Below are 15,832 nucleotides of genomic sequence, written 5' to 3'. Positions count from 1 at the left end.
CTGATATCCGGCAGGGCACATCGCCATGTCAGCCACGACCGCGAACACAGGCGACCTTTTTCTCACAGCCTGAATCGCCGTCACGGGAGAAACAACCATGCGAAAGACCTTTGCCATTCTCGGCGTCACCCTGATTGCCGCCGCCACCATCCAGACCGCCGCCGCGAGCGACCGCCACCACAGAAGCAAGGCACAACCCGCCCCGATCACCCAGTCGGTCCGCGACTCCAACGCGTTCTGGCCGTCGCAGCCGACCACACCCGACTGGCAGCGCTACACCAACGGCGCGCTGTCGGTACCGGCGGGGCGGTGATGCGGGCGTAGAACGCGGTTGCTGCGACGTCTCTCGTGTCCCGGACGCGCTGCAACGCGCAAGCGTTGCTGCGCAGAGCCGGGACCCAGAAAGCGACACGGTACAATGCGGAGAGTAGAACGCGGAGACATGGGCCCCGGCTCTGCAGCGCACCGCAAGAGCGCTGCGCTCGCAATGACGGAAGTGAGGCATCGGCGTCGTCCGCCAATTGTCACTGTCATTCCCCGCGAAAGCGGGGAATCCAGTACGCCGCGGCCTCTCGGCTCAATCACAGCCGTCTCTGGAATGCTAGATCGCCCGGTCAAGCCGGGCGATGACAGCGAGTGCTGCAGACGCACCAATGGCCGACGCGCTGACAGTCGCAGAACCTTTGGCGATGGGCGGGCCGTCGCTCTCGGTCATCGTGTTCATTCCTGTTGCGTCGCGACAGGATAACTCGCTTCCGCTTTTTTGGCGGCATAGCGAACCTTGCCCGGACTTGCCGGTAGGTCAACCGAATGACCCCAACCGGACTTTGGCTGCGGGCCTCACGCATGCGCTACGCGGTTCGGGATGAACCCTGCATGACACGCTTGACCACCATGGCCGCGATCCCCGCGAGCACGGCCTTTGCCTGCGGGGACGCAAGTATGTCGATGATCGGGTTCGACGGTTGGGCTTGCTCGTGAGGCTGGGCATCGCCACTGGCGAGGATATCCCGGAGCTGACCGGGCCTCCCATGCAGATCGGTGAGCACCTCGCCCAGTTCCTTCGGTTCGGGGGCCACTTGTCCCGGTAGCGCCACGCCGCGCGCGGCGGCTCGCTCCTGCAGCATCTTCACGAACGCCGCCCGTTCTTCCGGCGAAAGCTTGCCCAACGCTTCTATCGCTGCCTGCGCGTACTGGTCAGACGGCACGGCGTGTGACACATCACCATACCGTTTGAGAACCTCTTGATCGGAATAACCCTCCGACGGATTTCCTTGTTCGTATCGATCAACGAAATCCCGATACTCTTTCTGGCGTTGCCCACCGCCCAGTAACTCGTCAAGGATACCCATGTACAGCTCCTCCTTGCGTGATTAGCTCAGGCTGCTTGCCACAGACAACCACACGTTTCCCTTGCGCGACATACGAGCGATATCGGCGTTACGCAGAAGATACAGGCGAAGAGTGCGGTCGCTCCGATAGTTGCTACTTCCAAGGTAAACCCACGTTGAGAGTATTGACCTAGGTCAAAGGGTCATGGCGGCCGTGCAAACTGAAAGTTTTGCTTGTGAGGCGTGAGTGGACATTCCACGCGCGTGTCGCAATGATCGCTATTGTCCCTGCTGAAGCTTTGGGTCCGGCCAAATGTGCGGTTTGCGCCAAAACGGGCTGCACTTACGGTCCTCGGATTACGGCATTCGCCACATCGCGCCCGCCGTTTGTCTACCGGTTCGTATTAAATAAAATCGGGAATGCGCGATGGCAAATATTCGCAAGGGTCACCGTCGCGCGGTCCCCGCCAATCCTTTTGCTCTCCACAGGACCCGGTGACCGATGCGGATGGTCGCTCTGCGACGCCCGGCAATCCAGAGGAGCAAAAGATTCGTTTTTACGCCGGAGCAGCTGCCTTCGCCTGATCCGACGCATCAGGTTGCGCGGAGGTCACGTGAACGACTGCTTCCAAGGCTGCACCGAACGACCCGCTTGCTACCAACGCGTTGGAAGCGTTTCCCACCGTTTCTGCGGCTCCCGTTCCCAGCAAAGCGAACAGGATACGGGTTGCGCCAATCCTTTTACTGAGCCCTCGAACGACGTGCTGAATCTTGGCGGTGGACGGCTGACTCAGATAGCAGACGCATACAAGCGCGGTGTTCGCCAATTCGAGCGAAAGCAATTTCGACATTGATGAAGCATCAGCCTTTTCCGCAATTGCCTGAATCCCGCGGTACCGCAGAAGCTGCGCCAGCACAAGCGCCGTCGCCTCATCGAGTCGCCCGGCACCAGGGATGCAAACGACCGAAATAGACGAGGTCGGCGGCTCCGGAATCAAAGCGTGCTCGGAGCCTGCTCGCTCGAAGGTAATGGCAGCTCCGGGGCTTGAGCTTAGATCCGGGGAACTGGGTCCTGTTGCTTCCACGTCATGGCGTGCCCCCAGCTCAGCGACCAATTCTTCCACCGTTGAGACTACCCGATTTAATCGGTCCTGATCGAGGTGACCCAATTGACGGTCGGCCTCCGCGAGTCTCAGGCCTTTCAAGAGGATGTCGTCACAATAATTCTCAAGCGACGAGTCATTCAGGTATTCATGTGCCTGTTCCACCGCTTCAATGGGATCTCCCGCCAGCATTCGTTGATAAGCCAGTTGCGGCGGCGTCAGCGGTGGTCGGTCGCCAAGCATAACGTCAAGAAATTTGAGGCGATCGACATGCCGCCCAAGGACGACGAGACAAATTGTTAAGGGCGTGGCCAACACCAGTCCGACCGGCCCCCAAAGCCACGTCCAGAATGACGCTGACAGGATAATTGCAATCGGGGAAAGACCCGAGCTATGCCCAAAAATCAAGGGTTCGAGGACCTGTCCTGCGAGCAACTCAAGCACGACGAACAATGCCGCCGTAAGTATCAGCATCTGCCAGCCCGTGCCCACCGCCGCCGCGAGAATGAGAGGGAATACCGCAGATATCAATGCACCGATATACGGTACAAATCGCATAATCATCGCGATCAGACCCCATAGCGGAGCCGAGGGGACACCGATGAATTCAAGACCTAAGCCTATTGCAAGACCGAACACGCCATTGAACGCGATCTGGGTAAGAAAGAGCTTGCTCAGACGCTTACCGGCGTCGTCCAGGGCCGCAGTCGTGCGTTGAATATCCGCGGATCCGGCCAGTCGGACAAGCCGATTCCTCAGATCTTCCCGTTGCAGCAGGACAAAGACAACAAAGATCACGACGATCCCTGTCGTCGTTAAAGGTGAAATCAGTGGCTGGATGATTGCGCCAAACGTCGACAGAGCACCAGGATCGGGTTGCCTTACCTCAACGGGTATGGGTATCGGCTTGTCTGAGGGCTGTCTGGTGAGTTCGCCGTCAGTAGGTCGACCGGCCCCATCTCGATTCTGCAACTCTGTCTTCAATTCTTTCAGAACTGTCGACGCCTGCTCCAATGTTCCAGAGCCGCCGCCCATTAAGCCGCGCAGGCTTTCGATCTTGTCACTCAATGTTTGTTGATAGCCTGGCAGCTTGGTGGCGAGCCGGGTCGCCTGCGAAACCATAAGACCGCCTAGACTAAATATGATCGAGAATCCGATGAAGACGACCACCAGCACAGAAATCGTGCGCGGAATTCGCCAGGAACGTAAGCGCATCACGAAGGGCGCCATAACGAAACTCAGGAGAACTGCTAACGCGAAGGGAACAAAAATTTCACGACCGAAATAGAGCGCAGCAATTATCAACGCTGCGACGGCCATATTCGTCAGCACAGTCCCCCGCGGCTGTGCCAATCTCATTTGAGGAGATTTCTCTTCCATGGCGCGTCTTCCATGGCGCGGCTCATTCATCCCATACGTGGGTGAATTCTCCTTCGCGACACCATCCTACACCGAACTAACTTGTTCCGACAGCCCGAGCATGCCGTTCAATGTCGCTAGCTCGTCTCATAGCGCGCGGGTTGACAGCCCGCCGGGTGTTTTACCCCTCGGGCAAACACAGAGCCGCTTAGCCCGGACGGAGCCAACAGGTCGGCGCGAAGCCGCCGCACGATGACACGCTCCGTGCAATCCGGGCTACGGCGAGAACAGGCGCCTAATAAGGCTGATAGTAGCCACGCGAACCGTAATAGGGACCGCCGCCATAATATCCCTGACCGCCATAGTAAGGACCCGGGCCGTCATAATAGCGATTCTCGTAGTACTCCTGGCGCCGGCTCTCTGCGATCGCACCTCCGATCAGACCTGCCGCCACGCCCATGAAGGCAAGCCCTGCAGCATTTGGACCCCGGCGATAGTAGCGGTGGCGGCGGGCGGCGCTGAAATCGGTCGCAACGGATCTGCCAGACGTCGCAGAGTTCGCGCTGACGGTCGGCGAACCGGCCGGCGCCGCAGACGAGGGCGAGACCGAAGCTGTCGCCAGAGCCAGACTCGCAAACGCGGCCAGTGCGGTGTTGCGGCCGAACCTTGAATTTACGGGCCTATCGCTCATCTCGGCGTCCTTTGTTCTTGTCCAAAGTCAAAATATGAAACGATCCACAACGTGCAAACCACTGAAAAGTTTCGTGATCGCGGCAATCTGCCACGCTTCGAACGATTGTAAACCGAACGACCAGATCCAGCTTGAACCACTCAACCTGAGCGGATAATGAACAGCCGCGCCGTTTTTCGGTCGCCGTAAGCGTTTCACGTGAACCAACGCATCAACCGACGCCGTCGGGATCGATGCATTTTCGCAGGTTCAACGTGACTGACGCGTCCTTTTCCTCAAGAGAAATCAGATGATTGCGGTTCGCAAACTGCCGGCGCGCTATGCGCCGATCGTGATGCCATTTGTGCTGTCCATCCTCATGACGGCCGTGGTGTCCGTCATTTCGACGCTCCGGAGCCTCGGCGCGACGCCGGCGTTCCTCGCGACCTGGCCGGGCGCCTGGGCGCTGTCATGGCTCGTCGCCTTTCCCACGCTGCTGATGGTGCTGCCACTGGTCCGACGGATCGTGGCGTGCGTCGTCGCTTCCCCATCTCAACCAGGCCGATAGCCGGCGCGGACGGCGGCACACGAAGCACGCCGTCCCGCTTCCATGCGCCTGCGGGAGTGATCCTACGACAGCGCCCCGAGCACGCCGCGCGTTGCCTTGTCGATCTCCTCGACATAGCGGCGGCGGGCAAACGTCTCGGTGAGGAAGCCGACCACCTTGCGGCTGTCGGTGGAATCGACCACCGCCAGCATCTCGGCTTCCGCTTCGTCGAACACGGCCATCGCCGACTTCACATTCATTTCCGGGATCAGCACGATCTCGGTCAGGCGGGCGAGCTCGATCACCTGGATGTCGTCGGCGATGCTGTCGAGGTCGCTGGAGAACAGGTCGGGCAGCAGGACGAGGCCGACATATTCGTCCGCATTGTTGACGATGACGATGCCGGGCCGCGAGCCCAGCGCGAATTCACCGCGCACGGCGGCGATCGTCGTGGTCGATGGCACCTTGCCGACGTCGGAGCGCATCAGCCGCTCGACCGTGAGGTTGCGCAGCCAGCCGACGTCGTTGGCGCTGCGGATGGTCTCGCCGCGCAGATGCAGGCGCCAGGTCGAGAAGGAATGGCCGAACATGAAGCGGACGCAGATCGAGGTGACGATGCAGCCAGCCAACACCACGGCGGTAACGTCGACATTGCGGGTCATCTCGAGCACGAGGAACGACATGGTCAGGGGACCGCCGACGATGGCGACGCCGAGCGTCGCCATACCCGTCAGCATCGCGACCAGCGGGTCGATCACGAATTCCGGGCTGATGAGCAAAAGAACCGCAGCGAAGAACTTTCCGATCAGGCTGCCGACGAACAGCGAGGCAAAGAACAGACCGCCACGGAACCCCGAGGCGAGCGAGATCAGGCAGGCCGTCACCTTCAAGGCGATGATGATCGCGATAAGGCCGATCGTCATGTCGTGAAAGAGATCGAGCACCATGGCGCCGTGGCCGGCCGCGAGCACCTGCGGCGTGACGATGGCAAAGCTGCCGACGATAAGGCCGCCGATCACCGGGCGCAGCCAGACCGGCAGCCAGACAAACAGGCGCTCGAACATCGAAGACGACCGCATCACGGCGATGCCGACGCCGCTGGTAATGAGCGCAAGCCCGATCAATGCCAGATATTGCTCGACGCCGACCGCGCTGACCTTCGGTATCTCGATAGAGTACGGCGCGCCGCCGAGCCATTGCGCGGTCAGCGCGCCGGCAAGCGAGGCCGCCAGGATCGGCGCGGCGCTGCCGACCGAATAGACGCCGACGATCAGCTCGCAGGCATAGAAGGCGCCGGTGATCGGCGCGCCAAACGCCGCTGCGATCGCAGCGGCGGCGCCGCAACCGACGATCAGGCGCAAATCGTTGCGGCGGAGATTGAAGAACTTGCCGAGCAGTGAGGCGATGCCCGAGCCGATCTGGGTGTAGCCGGCCTCGAGGCCGACCGAGGCGCCGCAGCCGTTCGAGATCAGCGTCTGGCTCGACACCACCATGCTGTCGCGCATCGACAGATTGCCGCCGCGCAGCGCGTTCGCCTCGATCGGGTCGACCGCGTTGGAGATCTTCAGCCGCCGTCGCCACCATTCCATGATACCGAGCGCCAGTCCGCCGAGCGCGGGCGCGAGCAGGGCCGCCCAGGGGCTGACCCGGGCGTGGGCGGATAGGCGAACGTCGACGGGAATGCCGTAGATCACCATATGGGCAATCTGCGCGATCTCGGCCATCAGCGTCACGATGGCGCCGGTAAGCGTGCCGATCACGAGCGCCAGCGGGATCAGGTAGAACTCGTTGCTGCGCAAGAGCGCGCGCAGGCGAACCATGACGCGGTTCGATCCCTTGCGATCGGCGATGTGTCTGATCCGCGCGAACACCTTTTTGCCCGCCCTACCCTTCCGACATGCCGTAACCGGCCATGCGCTGGCTGACCCGTTCGATCTCGGCACTCGACAGCAGCGGCGGTTTTCCGATCTGGAGGCAGCCGTGATACTGCCGCGCCAGCGTCTCGACCTCGACGGCGAGCCACATCGCCTTGTCCAGCGTCTTGCCGACCGCGATCATGCCGTGATGGTCGAGCAGGCAGGCGAGCCGGCCCTCCAGCGCCCGCAGCGCATGCTCGGACAGCTCCGCCGTTCCGAAGGTGGCATAGGGTGCGCAACGGATACTGTCACCGCCGGCGGCTGCGATCATGTAGTGCACGGGCGGAATCTCCATGCCCATGATCGCCAGGATGGTGCAATAGGTCGGATGAGCGTGGACGACGGCGTTGACGTCGGGCCGCGATTTCAGGATGTCGCGGTGGAAGCGCCATTCACTGGAGGGCTTCTGACCGGGGGCATGGGAGCCGTCCATCGCCATGAACACGATCTGGTCGGGCGTCATGGCGTCATACGGCACGCTGGTCGGCGTGACCAGAAGCCCGTCCACATGCCGGACGCTGATATTGCCCGAGGTGCCCTGGTTGATGCCGAGCGCGTTCATGCGGCGGCACGCGTCGATGATGGCCTGTCTCTTTGCGAGCTCGTCCGCTGTCATCGACATCCCGATTTCATCTCGACTTTTTGGCGATGGGCGTTTGTTAGACCGGGAGTACGTCAAAGCTATATGGCAGTGCAAGAGAAAGCGGCCGGGATTGGCCGCTGCCTTGCCGGCTGTACCGTTACATCAAGAAACCAGTTGTAAAATCAGTATATTAGCAGATTGTCGCAGGTTTACGAAAAGCTCGCCCGGACGGCCGCAATTCCGTTGATCACGAACTGCACCGAATAGGCCGCGAGCAGCATGCCGAGCACGCGTGAGAGCACGGCATTTCCGGTCCGCCCGAGGGTGCGCGCGATCAGGCTCGCGGAGACGAAGCACAGCATGCAGAGCAGGCAGACGGAGACGACGACCGCGATGATAATCGCGAGCTTGGCCCCATAGCCGGCATTGCCCGTCAGCAGCAGAGTGGTCGCGATCGCGCCGGGACCGGCCATCATCGGGATGGCCAAGGGAAACACCGCGACGTCGGAGGCGTGCTCCGAGGTCGCCTTGTCGGCCTCGCGCGCCTCGCGATGCGGACGGTCGCCGAAGATCATCTGGTAGGAGACACCGAACAGCAGCAGTCCGCCGGCGATCTGGAAGGCGGGGATGCCGATCCCGAGTTGGCGCAGCAGCCAGTTTCCGGCCAGCGAGATCACCACCAGGATCGAGGCCGCGATCAGCGGCGCGCGCAGCGCGATCGTGCGCTTGACCTTGTCGGGCATGCCTCCGGTCGCGGCCAGGAAGGCCGGTGCAAGGCCGACGGGATCGACCACCAGCAGCAGCGTCACGAAGGCGGACAGGGCGAAGTCGAGCATGCGGGTGGGTCTCACGCGAGGTGCAGCCGCAATCCATAACCGCTGGAGGAGGCCTTCGCGAGGAACATTTGCCCTCGCAGAGTCTTGGTCGCGCGAGGATTGAGGAGGGCATCGCCCTTCCCGTGTCGCCTCAAGAGGAGGATTTATGGCTAAACGAGCGAAGAAACGTGCGAACGCGAAAAAGACCGCGGCGCGCCGTCCGCGTCAGGCACCGAAGATGTTGAGCGACCTGTTCCTGGAGACGCTGAAGGACATCTATTACGCCGAGAACAAGATCATCAAGACGCTGCCGAAGATGGCCAAGGCCGCGCATTCAAAGGACCTTGCCGCCGCCTTCAACAAGCATCTGCGCGAGACGCAGGGCCAGGTCAAACGGCTCGACCAGATCTTCAAGATGCTGGGCAAGCCGGCCCGCGGAAAGCCCTGCGAAGCGATCAACGGCATCACCGACGAGGGCGCCGAGATCATGAAGGATTTCAAGAACGCCCCTGCCCTCGACGCCGGCCTGCTCGCGGCCGCTCAGGCCGTCGAGCACTACGAGATCTCCCGCTACGGCACGCTGCGCACCTGGGCCGAGGAGCTCGGCATGCCGGACGCGGCAAGGCTGCTCCAGGAGACGCTGGACGAGGAAGAGGCGACCGATCACACGCTGACCGAGCTTGCGACCTCGGTCATCAACCTCGAAGCGGAAGAGGAGTACCGCGCCGCGGCCTGATCGGCGCGACGCGCCCTACTGTTGCCTTCGATGCCGCGGAATATCCCCGCGGCGTCGAAGCGTGCGACGACAAGGGCCTCTTCCGGTTGGAGAGGCCAGGCATGCTCCAAACGCGCCATGCTGGAATTTTGGGGAACCGTCCCCATATGCTCGTTTTCCAACCGCAGCGCCTTCCCCGAGTTTTGCCATGCAACCCAAAAATCCCCTCGACTGGATGCTGTCCGAAGCCCTGGACTCGCTGACCCGCGCCGAACGGCTGCGGCAGCAGTTCGGCCGCCAGGAAGCCTGCTGGGAGCCGCCGATCGACGTGCTCGAAACCGAGCATGAGCTTCTCATCCTGGTCGCGCTTCCCGGCGTCAATCCTGACAATGTCGAGACGGTGATCCATGACGGCGTGCTCGTCATCTCCGGCCAGCGCACGCTGCCGCCGGAGCTTCGCAACGCCCGCATCCACCGGCTCGAGCTGCCGCAGGGCCGCTTCGAGCGGCGCATCGCGCTTCCCGTCGGCCGCTACGCCATCAGCCGCTTCGTGATGGACGGCTGCGTCGCGCTGCGCCTCGCCAAATCCTGAGGTCGATCATGGCCACCGAACAGATGAATACCGCACAAACCAATTCCCAAAATAATCCCGACGTGAAGATTCCCGAAGACGCGCTGATCGTCATCCCGGTGCGCGAGATGGTGCTGTTTCCCGGCGCCATCGCGCCGATCGCGATCGGCCGGGCGAAGTCCATCGCCGCCGCGCAGCAGGCGCTGCGCGAGCAGCGGCCGGTCGGCATCGTCCTGCAGCGCAGCCCCGAGATCGAGGAGCCCGGACCTGACGATCTCTACCGGGTCGCGACCATCGCCAACATCGTGCGCTACATCACCGCGCCCGACGGCACCCATCACATCGTCTGCCAGGGCGTGCAGCGCGCCCGCATCCTCGACTTCCTGCCGGGAACGCCGTTCCTGGCCGCGCGTTTCCAGCAGATCCCCGAGCCGACTACGAGCTCGCCCGAGATCGAGGCGCGCGCGCTGAACCTGCAGCGCCAGGCCATCGAGGCGGTCGAGCTGCTGCCGCAGGCGCCGCCCGAGCTGGTCGCAATGTTCCAGAGCACCACCGCGCCCGGCGCGCTGGCCGACCTGGCGACCTCGTTCATGGACATCAAGCCGCAGGACAAGCAGGAGGTGCTGGAGACCATCGACTTCGCCTTGCGCGTCGAGAAGGTGTCGAAGCACCTGGCCGAACGGCTGGAGGTGCTGCGTATCTCCAACGAGATCGGCCAGAAGACCAAGGCCTCCTTCGACGAGCGGCAGCGCGAGGCGATCCTGCGCGAGCAGATGGCGACCATTCAGCGCCAGCTCGGCGAAGGCGACGGCAAGGCGGCCGAGGTTGCCGAGCTGAGCGCTGCCATCGCCAAGGCCAACATGCCGCCGGAAGCGGAGGCGCACGCCAAGAAGGAGCTGCGCCGCTACGAGCGCATGCCGGAGGCTGCCGGTGAGTCCGGCATGGTCCGCACGTATCTCGATTGGCTGATCGAGCTGCCTTGGGCGCTGCCCGCGGAGAAGCCGATCGACATCAAGGAAGCGCGTCGCATCCTCGACGCTGATCACTTTGGCCTGGAGAAGATCAAGGGCCGGATCATTGAATATCTGGCGGTGCGCAAGCTCGCTCCGCATGGCAAGGCGCCGATCCTGTGCTTCGTCGGCCCGCCCGGCGTCGGCAAGACCTCGCTCGGTCAGTCCATCGCACGGGCGATGAATCGCCCCTTCGTGCGCGTCAGCCTCGGCGGCGTGCATGACGAGGCCGAGATCCGCGGTCACCGGCGCACCTATATCGGCGCGCTGCCCGGCAACATCATCCAGGGCATCAAGAAGGCCGGCACGCGGAACTGCGTCATGATGCTGGACGAGATCGACAAGATGGGCCGTGGTGTGCAGGGCGATCCCTCGGCCGCCATGCTGGAGGTGCTCGACCCCGAGCAGAACGGGACGTTCCGGGACAACTACCTGGCCGTGCCGTTCGACCTGTCACGCGTGGTGTTCATCGCGACCGCCAACATGCTGGACCAGATTCCAGGTCCGCTGCTGGATCGCATGGAGCTGATCAGCCTCGCCGGCTACACCGAGGAGGAGAAGCTGGAGATCGCGCACCGCTACCTGGTGCGGCGTCAGCTCGAGGCCAACGGTCTGACGGCCGAGCAGGCCGAGATCGAGCCGGAGGCGCTGAAGCTGGTCGTCAAGGGCTACACCCGCGAAGCCGGCGTGCGCAACCTCGAGCGCGAGATCGGCAAGGTATTCCGCCATGTCGCGGTGCAAATCGCCGAGGGCACGGCTGCCAAGGTCGTGGTGAGCCCGAAGGACATCGCCACCGTGCTCGGCCAGCCGCGCTTCGAGGGCGAGATTGCGCAGCGCACCAGCATTCCGGGCGTCGCCACCGGGCTCGCCTGGACGCCGGTCGGCGGTGACATCCTGTTCATCGAGGCCTCGCGCGTGCCCGGCCGGGGCGGCATGATCCTGACCGGCCAGCTCGGCGACGTCATGCGCGAGAGCGTGCAAGCTGCGATGACGCTGGTGAAGAGCAAAGCCTCGCAGCTCGGCATCGATCCGTCGGTGTTCGAGAAGAGCGACATCCACGTTCACGTGCCGGCGGGCGCAACTCCGAAGGACGGACCGAGCGCGGGCGTTGCGATGTTTACGGCGTTGACGTCGCTGCTCACCAATCGCACGGTGCGCAGCGACACCGCGATGACCGGCGAGATCTCGCTGCGCGGTCTGGTGCTGCCGGTCGGCGGCATCAAGGAGAAGGTGGTGGCTGCGGCCGCCGCCGGACTGAAGCGGGTGATGCTGCCGGCGCGCAACAAGCGGGACTACGACGACATCCCGAAGAGCGCGCGGGACAACCTCGAATTCATCTGGCTGGAGCGCGTCGACGAGGCCATCGCCGCAGCGCTCGAGCCGGCTGATGCCAAGGTCGAAGCGGCGGAGTGAAGACGATGAAGAAACTGCTGGAAAAAGCGAGGCGATCGCGGAGGACGCAGCGGCTGCGTCAGCTGCTCGATCGTGCGATCGACCGGGTTCGCGATGCGCTGGCGGCACCGGGGCCGCGGCTTCAGCCCGTTCCGGTCCGGGTGAAGCGCCGCAAGGGTTGAGCCCTCCGTCTCAAGCCCTCGCGGCAGCCCCAAACAAAAGGCCCCCTCCTAGCCGAGGGGGCCTTTGCGTTGTTAGCCCACCGCGTCCTTGGCGGCCTTGACCGGGCGGGCGCGGACGATCTTCCGGGCCGGCTTGGCCTTGAACATCATCTCTTCACCCGTGAACGGGTTGGTACCCTTGCGCGCCTTGGTCGCGGGCTTCTTGATGACCACGAACTTGGCGAAGCCCGGCACCAGGAACAGGCCGTTCTTCTTGAGCTCCTTGTGACCGACGTCGGTCAGCGTCTCCATGACGCTCTTGACGTCGCGCTTGGAAAGCTCGGTGGCGGTCGCAATCTTTTCGATCAGCTGCGATTTGGACATTTGGGTTGGCATCGTGTCTCCTCTGATTCGTTGCCGGTTGCATATTAGACCAACCGTTGAAGGCCCAGAGCCTTCTGCACAGTTTTGTCGCGATTTTACGGGCTTTTTTGGCCCTCTGAGGCAAAAAACCCTGCTTTTCAGCGGCTTCCAGAGCGGAAGGAGCCTCCGGCAGCGGTTTTTGCCTTGTTTCAAAGGCCCGCACGCCGCCTTGCTAAAGCTGATTCGCTGCTTTCGACAAGCGACGACCGGCCTCTTTGTGAGAGGCCGGTCGCGATTCACCCTGAAAAATAAGGCTAGACGCGCTCGATGATGACCGCGGGAGCCATGCCGCCGGCGGCGCACATGGTGACGAGACCGCGCTTCAGGTCGCGCCGTTCGAGCTCGTCGAGCACGGTGCCGATCAGGATCGCGCCGGTGGCGCCGATGGGATGGCCGAGTGCGATCGAGCCGCCATTGACGTTGACCTTGGCGCGGTCGAGCTTGAGGTCACGGATGTACTTTTCCGCCACCACCGCAAAGGCCTCGTTGATCTCGAACAGGTCGATGTCGTCGATGGAGAGCCCCGCCTTCGCCAGCACCTTGCGCGTGGCCGGCACCGGCGCGTTCAGCATCAGGGTCGGCGAGTCCCCCATGTTGGCCATCGCGACGACGCGAGCGCGCGGCTTCAGGCCGTGCGCGCTGGCATAAGCGGGCGATGCGAGCAATATCGCGGCGGCACCGTCGACGACGCCGGACGAATTGCCGGCGTGATGCATGAAGTCGATGTTGAGGTCCGGATATTTCTGCAGGATGAGGCCGCGATAGGTCGTGCCCTTGTCGTCGAGCGCATAGTCGGCGATCGCAGGGAATGCGGGCTTCAATGCGCTCAGCCCTTCCATCGTGGTCTGCGGCCGCGGATACTCTTCATGGTCGAGCGCGAGGCTGCCGTCCTCGCGATGCACGGACACGAGGCTCTTCTTGAAGTGGCCGCCGGCAATCGCTTGCGCTGCGCGCTTCTGGCTTTCGAGACCGAGCGCGTCGACGTCGCTTCGCGTGATGCCTTCCAGCGTCGCGATCGCGTCGGCGCAGACGCCCTGATGCGACTGCGGATGCCGCGCACGCAGGCGCAGATTGCCGCTGTCCATCATCATCGGACCGCCGCCGCGGCGTCCTTCCATCGACATCATCTCGCAGCCGCCGGCGATGACGACGTCTTCGGTGCCCGACATGATCGAGGCCGCCGCCATGTTGACGCTGGTGATGCCGCTTCCGCAGAAGCGGTCCAGCGTCACCGCGCTGGCGCGCACGTCGTAGCCGGCATCGAGCGCCGACATGCGGCCGAGGTCGCCGCTTTGGGTCGCGACCTGCGCGCTGCAGCCCCAGACGATGTCGTCGACATCGGCGGTGTCGATGCCGGTGCGATCGGCGAGCGCGCGCAGCACGGTCGCGCCGAGCTGCTGCGGATGAATGCCCGAGAGTGCTCCCTTGCCGGCCTTGCCGACGCCCCGCGGGGTCCGGCAGGCATCGATGATCAGCGCGTCAGCCATTGGCGTTGTCCTCTTGTTTATGGGTGTTGATGTCGTTTCTGAATAAGGGGAAGAGTGGAGTCAACGTGCGGTGCCGCGCGGCCTCCTTGCAAAAAGCTGAAAAACAACCCCATGCACAGTAGAAGCGCGGGTTCCGCATGGGGCGCGGTGATACCGGTGAAGCGATTGGCCTGTCAGGCTAAACGGCCGTGGCCGCGCGATCTTGCGTCACCTCGCCCCGCCTGCGGGAAGAGGTCGGATTTTACGCGCGGCGGAAAATCCGGGAGAGGGAGAGAAAGCTACGCCCCCGCCGCGTTCTTCGCGATCACGTTGCGGTAGAAGGTCGCGCTGAGCTTCGGCGTGCGCACCTGCGTGTCGAAATTGACGTGATAGAGCCCGAAACGCTTGTTGAGCCCGAACACCCATTCAAAGTTGTCCAGCAGGCTCCAGAGGAAGTAGCCGCGCACCGGCACGCCCTCCGCGGTCGCGCGCTGGAGCTGCGCGAGATAGTTGCGCAGGTACATGATGCGGTCGGTATCGTAGATCTTGCCGTCGGGCGTCACCACGTCGTCGCCGGAGGTGCCGTTCTCGCTGATGTAGATCGCATCCGTCTTCCAGATCTTTGCGGCCAGCTTCGGCACCCAGTAGATCGTCTCCGGCGCGACGCGGAGCCAGTTCGAGTTCATGTGCGGGAACGATTTCGGGATCGGCAGCGGCATGAAGCCCGCGCCCTGGTCGGACGGCACCACATAGTTCTGCGGCGCGTAGATGTTGAGGCCGAGGAAGTCGACCGGCGAGGAGATGATCTTCAGCTCGGCGTCGGTGTATTTCGGCGCATCGGCGCCCGCGTATTTCAGGAAGGCGTCGGTATACCGGCCGGTCATGATGACGTTGAGATAACCGGCATTCATCTCGCGTAGCGCGATCTCGGCCGCACGGACATGCTCGGGCGTGTCGATTGCGGGAACGCAGACGTCGATATTCTCGGCCGGCCCGACCCTGGTGCCGGGGCGGCCGTGCGCCCGCACCGCCTGCACCGCGAGCCCGTGCGCGAGCGCGCTGTTATGCCTGACCTGGTTGACCTCCGCTTGCGGCAGCGTCACGCCGGGCGCGTCGATGCCGAGGCCATAACCGAACTGGACGAAACGTCCGCTCTCGTTCAGCGTGAACACGTTCTTGACGCGATCGGTCAGGCGCTCGGCGACATAGCCCGCATAGTCGCCAAAGATCTTGCACGTCTCGGTCGAGCGCCAGCCGCCGAAGCGATCCTGGAGCGACTGCGGCAGGTCCCAGTGATAAAGCGTCAGCCACGGCTCTATGCCGTTCCTGAGGAGCTCGTCGACGAGACGATCGTAGAAGTCGAGCCCCTTCGGGTTCGGCTTGCCGTCGCCGTCCGGAAACACCCGCGGCCATGCCACCGAGAAGCGGTAGGCCTTGCAGCCGAGCTCCTTGATGAGCGCGATGTCTTCCTTGTAGCGCTGATAATGCTCGACGGCGCGATCGCCGGTGGTGCCGTCCTCGATCTTGCCGGGGATGCGCACGAACTTGTCCCAGATCGAAGCCCCCCGCCCGTCGACGTCGACCGCACCCTCGACCTGATAGGACGAGGTCGCCGTGCCCCAGACAAAGCCCGCCGGAAAGCCATCCATGCCGCGCGGCGCCGGTGCCGGCTTAACCTCGGCGGCCTCCAGCGGATTTGCGATACCGGCTGCGGACAATCCCGCCAGCTTGGCAAACTGGCGACGCGAGACCTTGTCCGACATTGATACT

The 15,832-nt window shown here is 63.2% G+C and carries 15 protein-coding genes; 6 read left to right on the top strand and 9 right to left on the bottom strand.

Annotated elements, in window-relative coordinates; all coding sequences use genetic code 11:
• Nucleotides 1-97: 97 nt before the first annotated feature.
• Nucleotides 98-313 carry a hypothetical protein gene (locus tag ABIB95_RS35080; RefSeq protein WP_354246378.1) on the top strand — a complete coding sequence of 72 codons (216 nt, stop codon included), beginning with the start codon at nt 98-100 and terminating at the stop codon, nt 311-313.
• A gap of 538 nt (nt 314-851) precedes the next feature.
• Here the strand turns inward: ABIB95_RS35080 and ABIB95_RS35075 are convergent.
• The 3 genes from ABIB95_RS35075 to ABIB95_RS35065 form a co-directional block, all read right to left on the bottom strand.
• The gene (locus tag ABIB95_RS35075) at nt 852-1,352 is read right to left on the bottom strand and encodes a hypothetical protein (RefSeq protein ID WP_063982015.1); all 501 of its coding nucleotides are present in this window, start codon (nt 1,350-1,352) and stop codon (nt 852-854) included.
• A gap of 536 nt (nt 1,353-1,888) precedes the next feature.
• On the bottom strand, nt 1,889-3,814 hold the full coding sequence (locus ABIB95_RS35070; protein ID WP_354246375.1) for an AI-2E family transporter: 1,926 nt from the start codon (nt 3,812-3,814) through the stop codon (nt 1,889-1,891).
• Between the two features lie 274 nt (nt 3,815-4,088).
• Nucleotides 4,089-4,484, bottom strand: a complete 396-nt coding sequence (locus ABIB95_RS35065; RefSeq protein ID WP_354246372.1) for a hypothetical protein — start codon at nt 4,482-4,484, stop codon at nt 4,089-4,091.
• A gap of 289 nt (nt 4,485-4,773) precedes the next feature.
• Between ABIB95_RS35065 and ABIB95_RS35060 the strand changes: the two genes are divergently transcribed.
• Nucleotides 4,774-5,031, top strand: coding sequence for a DUF2798 domain-containing protein (locus ABIB95_RS35060; RefSeq protein WP_014493668.1), 258 nt, complete (start codon nt 4,774-4,776; stop codon nt 5,029-5,031).
• Between the two features lie 62 nt (nt 5,032-5,093).
• Here ABIB95_RS35060 and ABIB95_RS35055 read toward each other — a convergent pair whose 3' ends face one another.
• The 3 genes from ABIB95_RS35055 to ABIB95_RS35045 all read right to left on the bottom strand — a co-directional run bounded on the left by ABIB95_RS35055 (nt 5,094) and on the right by ABIB95_RS35045 (nt 8,345).
• A complete protein-coding gene (locus ABIB95_RS35055; protein ID WP_354114010.1) occupies nt 5,094-6,881 on the bottom strand; it encodes a chloride channel protein in 1,788 nt (595 codons plus the stop codon).
• 13 nt (nt 6,882-6,894) lie between these two features.
• A complete protein-coding gene (locus ABIB95_RS35050) occupies nt 6,895-7,548 on the bottom strand; it encodes an L-fuculose-phosphate aldolase (protein ID WP_354246368.1) in 654 nt (217 codons plus the stop codon).
• Nucleotides 7,549-7,718: 170 nt separating this feature from the next.
• The gene (locus ABIB95_RS35045) at nt 7,719-8,345 is read right to left on the bottom strand and encodes a MarC family protein (RefSeq protein WP_071911716.1); all 627 of its coding nucleotides are present in this window, start codon (nt 8,343-8,345) and stop codon (nt 7,719-7,721) included.
• A 145-nt stretch (nt 8,346-8,490) separates the two neighbouring features.
• On the opposite strand from ABIB95_RS35045, the gene ABIB95_RS35040 reads away from it, so the two are divergent.
• The 4 genes from ABIB95_RS35040 (at nt 8,491) to ABIB95_RS35025 (ending at nt 12,194) form a co-directional block, all read left to right on the top strand.
• Nucleotides 8,491-9,060, top strand: coding sequence for a YciE/YciF ferroxidase family protein (locus tag ABIB95_RS35040; RefSeq protein ID WP_063982009.1), 570 nt, complete (start codon nt 8,491-8,493; stop codon nt 9,058-9,060).
• Between the two features lie 187 nt (nt 9,061-9,247).
• Nucleotides 9,248-9,631: an Hsp20/alpha crystallin family protein gene (locus ABIB95_RS35035; protein ID WP_007601432.1), complete on the top strand. Its 384-nt coding sequence runs from the start codon at nt 9,248-9,250 to the stop codon at nt 9,629-9,631.
• 8 nt (nt 9,632-9,639) lie between these two features.
• The gene (gene lon / locus ABIB95_RS35030) at nt 9,640-12,033 is read left to right on the top strand and encodes an endopeptidase La (RefSeq protein ID WP_354246364.1); all 2,394 of its coding nucleotides are present in this window, start codon (nt 9,640-9,642) and stop codon (nt 12,031-12,033) included.
• A 5-nt stretch (nt 12,034-12,038) separates the two neighbouring features.
• A complete protein-coding gene (locus tag ABIB95_RS35025) occupies nt 12,039-12,194 on the top strand; it encodes a hypothetical protein (protein WP_354114014.1) in 156 nt (51 codons plus the stop codon).
• A 72-nt stretch (nt 12,195-12,266) separates the two neighbouring features.
• Here the strand turns inward: ABIB95_RS35025 and ABIB95_RS35020 are convergent, their stop codons facing one another.
• The 3 genes from ABIB95_RS35020 to ABIB95_RS35010 form a co-directional block, all read right to left on the bottom strand.
• A complete protein-coding gene (locus ABIB95_RS35020; RefSeq protein WP_014493658.1) occupies nt 12,267-12,569 on the bottom strand; it encodes an HU family DNA-binding protein in 303 nt (100 codons plus the stop codon).
• A gap of 281 nt (nt 12,570-12,850) precedes the next feature.
• Complete coding sequence (locus ABIB95_RS35015) at nt 12,851-14,083, bottom strand: acetyl-CoA C-acetyltransferase (RefSeq protein ID WP_354246361.1); 1,233 nt, start codon at nt 14,081-14,083, stop codon at nt 12,851-12,853.
• Between the two features lie 278 nt (nt 14,084-14,361).
• Nucleotides 14,362-15,825 (bottom strand): GH1 family beta-glucosidase, encoded by a 1,464-nt coding sequence (locus tag ABIB95_RS35010; protein WP_354246358.1) that lies wholly within the window; start codon nt 15,823-15,825, stop codon nt 14,362-14,364.
• Nucleotides 15,826-15,832 lie beyond the last annotated feature (7 nt).

Source organism: Bradyrhizobium sp. LA2.1, from assembly GCF_040547725.1.
Classification (GTDB): domain Bacteria; phylum Pseudomonadota; class Alphaproteobacteria; order Rhizobiales; family Xanthobacteraceae; genus Bradyrhizobium; species Bradyrhizobium barranii.
Note: the sequence above shows the minus strand (reverse complement) of the source record. Positions and strands in the feature narration are given on the sequence as shown.

Coding starts and splice junctions, on each gene's coding strand:
- ABIB95_RS35065 (WP_354246372.1), bottom strand. CDS start 4,484: ATGAGCGATAGGCCCGTAAATTCAAGGTTCGGCCGCAACACCGCACTG.
- ABIB95_RS35075 (WP_063982015.1), bottom strand. CDS start 1,352: ATGGGTATCCTTGACGAGTTACTGGGCGGTGGGCAACGCCAGAAAGAG.
- ABIB95_RS35045 (WP_071911716.1), bottom strand. CDS start 8,345: ATGCTCGACTTCGCCCTGTCCGCCTTCGTGACGCTGCTGCTGGTGGTC.
- ABIB95_RS35020 (WP_014493658.1), bottom strand. CDS start 12,569: ATGCCAACCCAAATGTCCAAATCGCAGCTGATCGAAAAGATTGCGACC.
- ABIB95_RS35080 (WP_354246378.1), top strand. CDS start 98: ATGCGAAAGACCTTTGCCATTCTCGGCGTCACCCTGATTGCCGCCGCC.
- ABIB95_RS35025 (WP_354114014.1), top strand. CDS start 12,039: ATGAAGAAACTGCTGGAAAAAGCGAGGCGATCGCGGAGGACGCAGCGG.
- lon (WP_354246364.1), top strand. CDS start 9,640: ATGGCCACCGAACAGATGAATACCGCACAAACCAATTCCCAAAATAAT.
- ABIB95_RS35010 (WP_354246358.1), bottom strand. CDS start 15,825: ATGTCGGACAAGGTCTCGCGTCGCCAGTTTGCCAAGCTGGCGGGATTG.
- ABIB95_RS35015 (WP_354246361.1), bottom strand. CDS start 14,083: ATGGCTGACGCGCTGATCATCGATGCCTGCCGGACCCCGCGGGGCGTC.
- ABIB95_RS35060 (WP_014493668.1), top strand. CDS start 4,774: ATGATTGCGGTTCGCAAACTGCCGGCGCGCTATGCGCCGATCGTGATG.
- ABIB95_RS35050 (WP_354246368.1), bottom strand. CDS start 7,548: ATGTCGATGACAGCGGACGAGCTCGCAAAGAGACAGGCCATCATCGAC.
- ABIB95_RS35070 (WP_354246375.1), bottom strand. CDS start 3,814: ATGGAAGAGAAATCTCCTCAAATGAGATTGGCACAGCCGCGGGGGACT.
- ABIB95_RS35040 (WP_063982009.1), top strand. CDS start 8,491: ATGGCTAAACGAGCGAAGAAACGTGCGAACGCGAAAAAGACCGCGGCG.
- ABIB95_RS35035 (WP_007601432.1), top strand. CDS start 9,248: ATGCAACCCAAAAATCCCCTCGACTGGATGCTGTCCGAAGCCCTGGAC.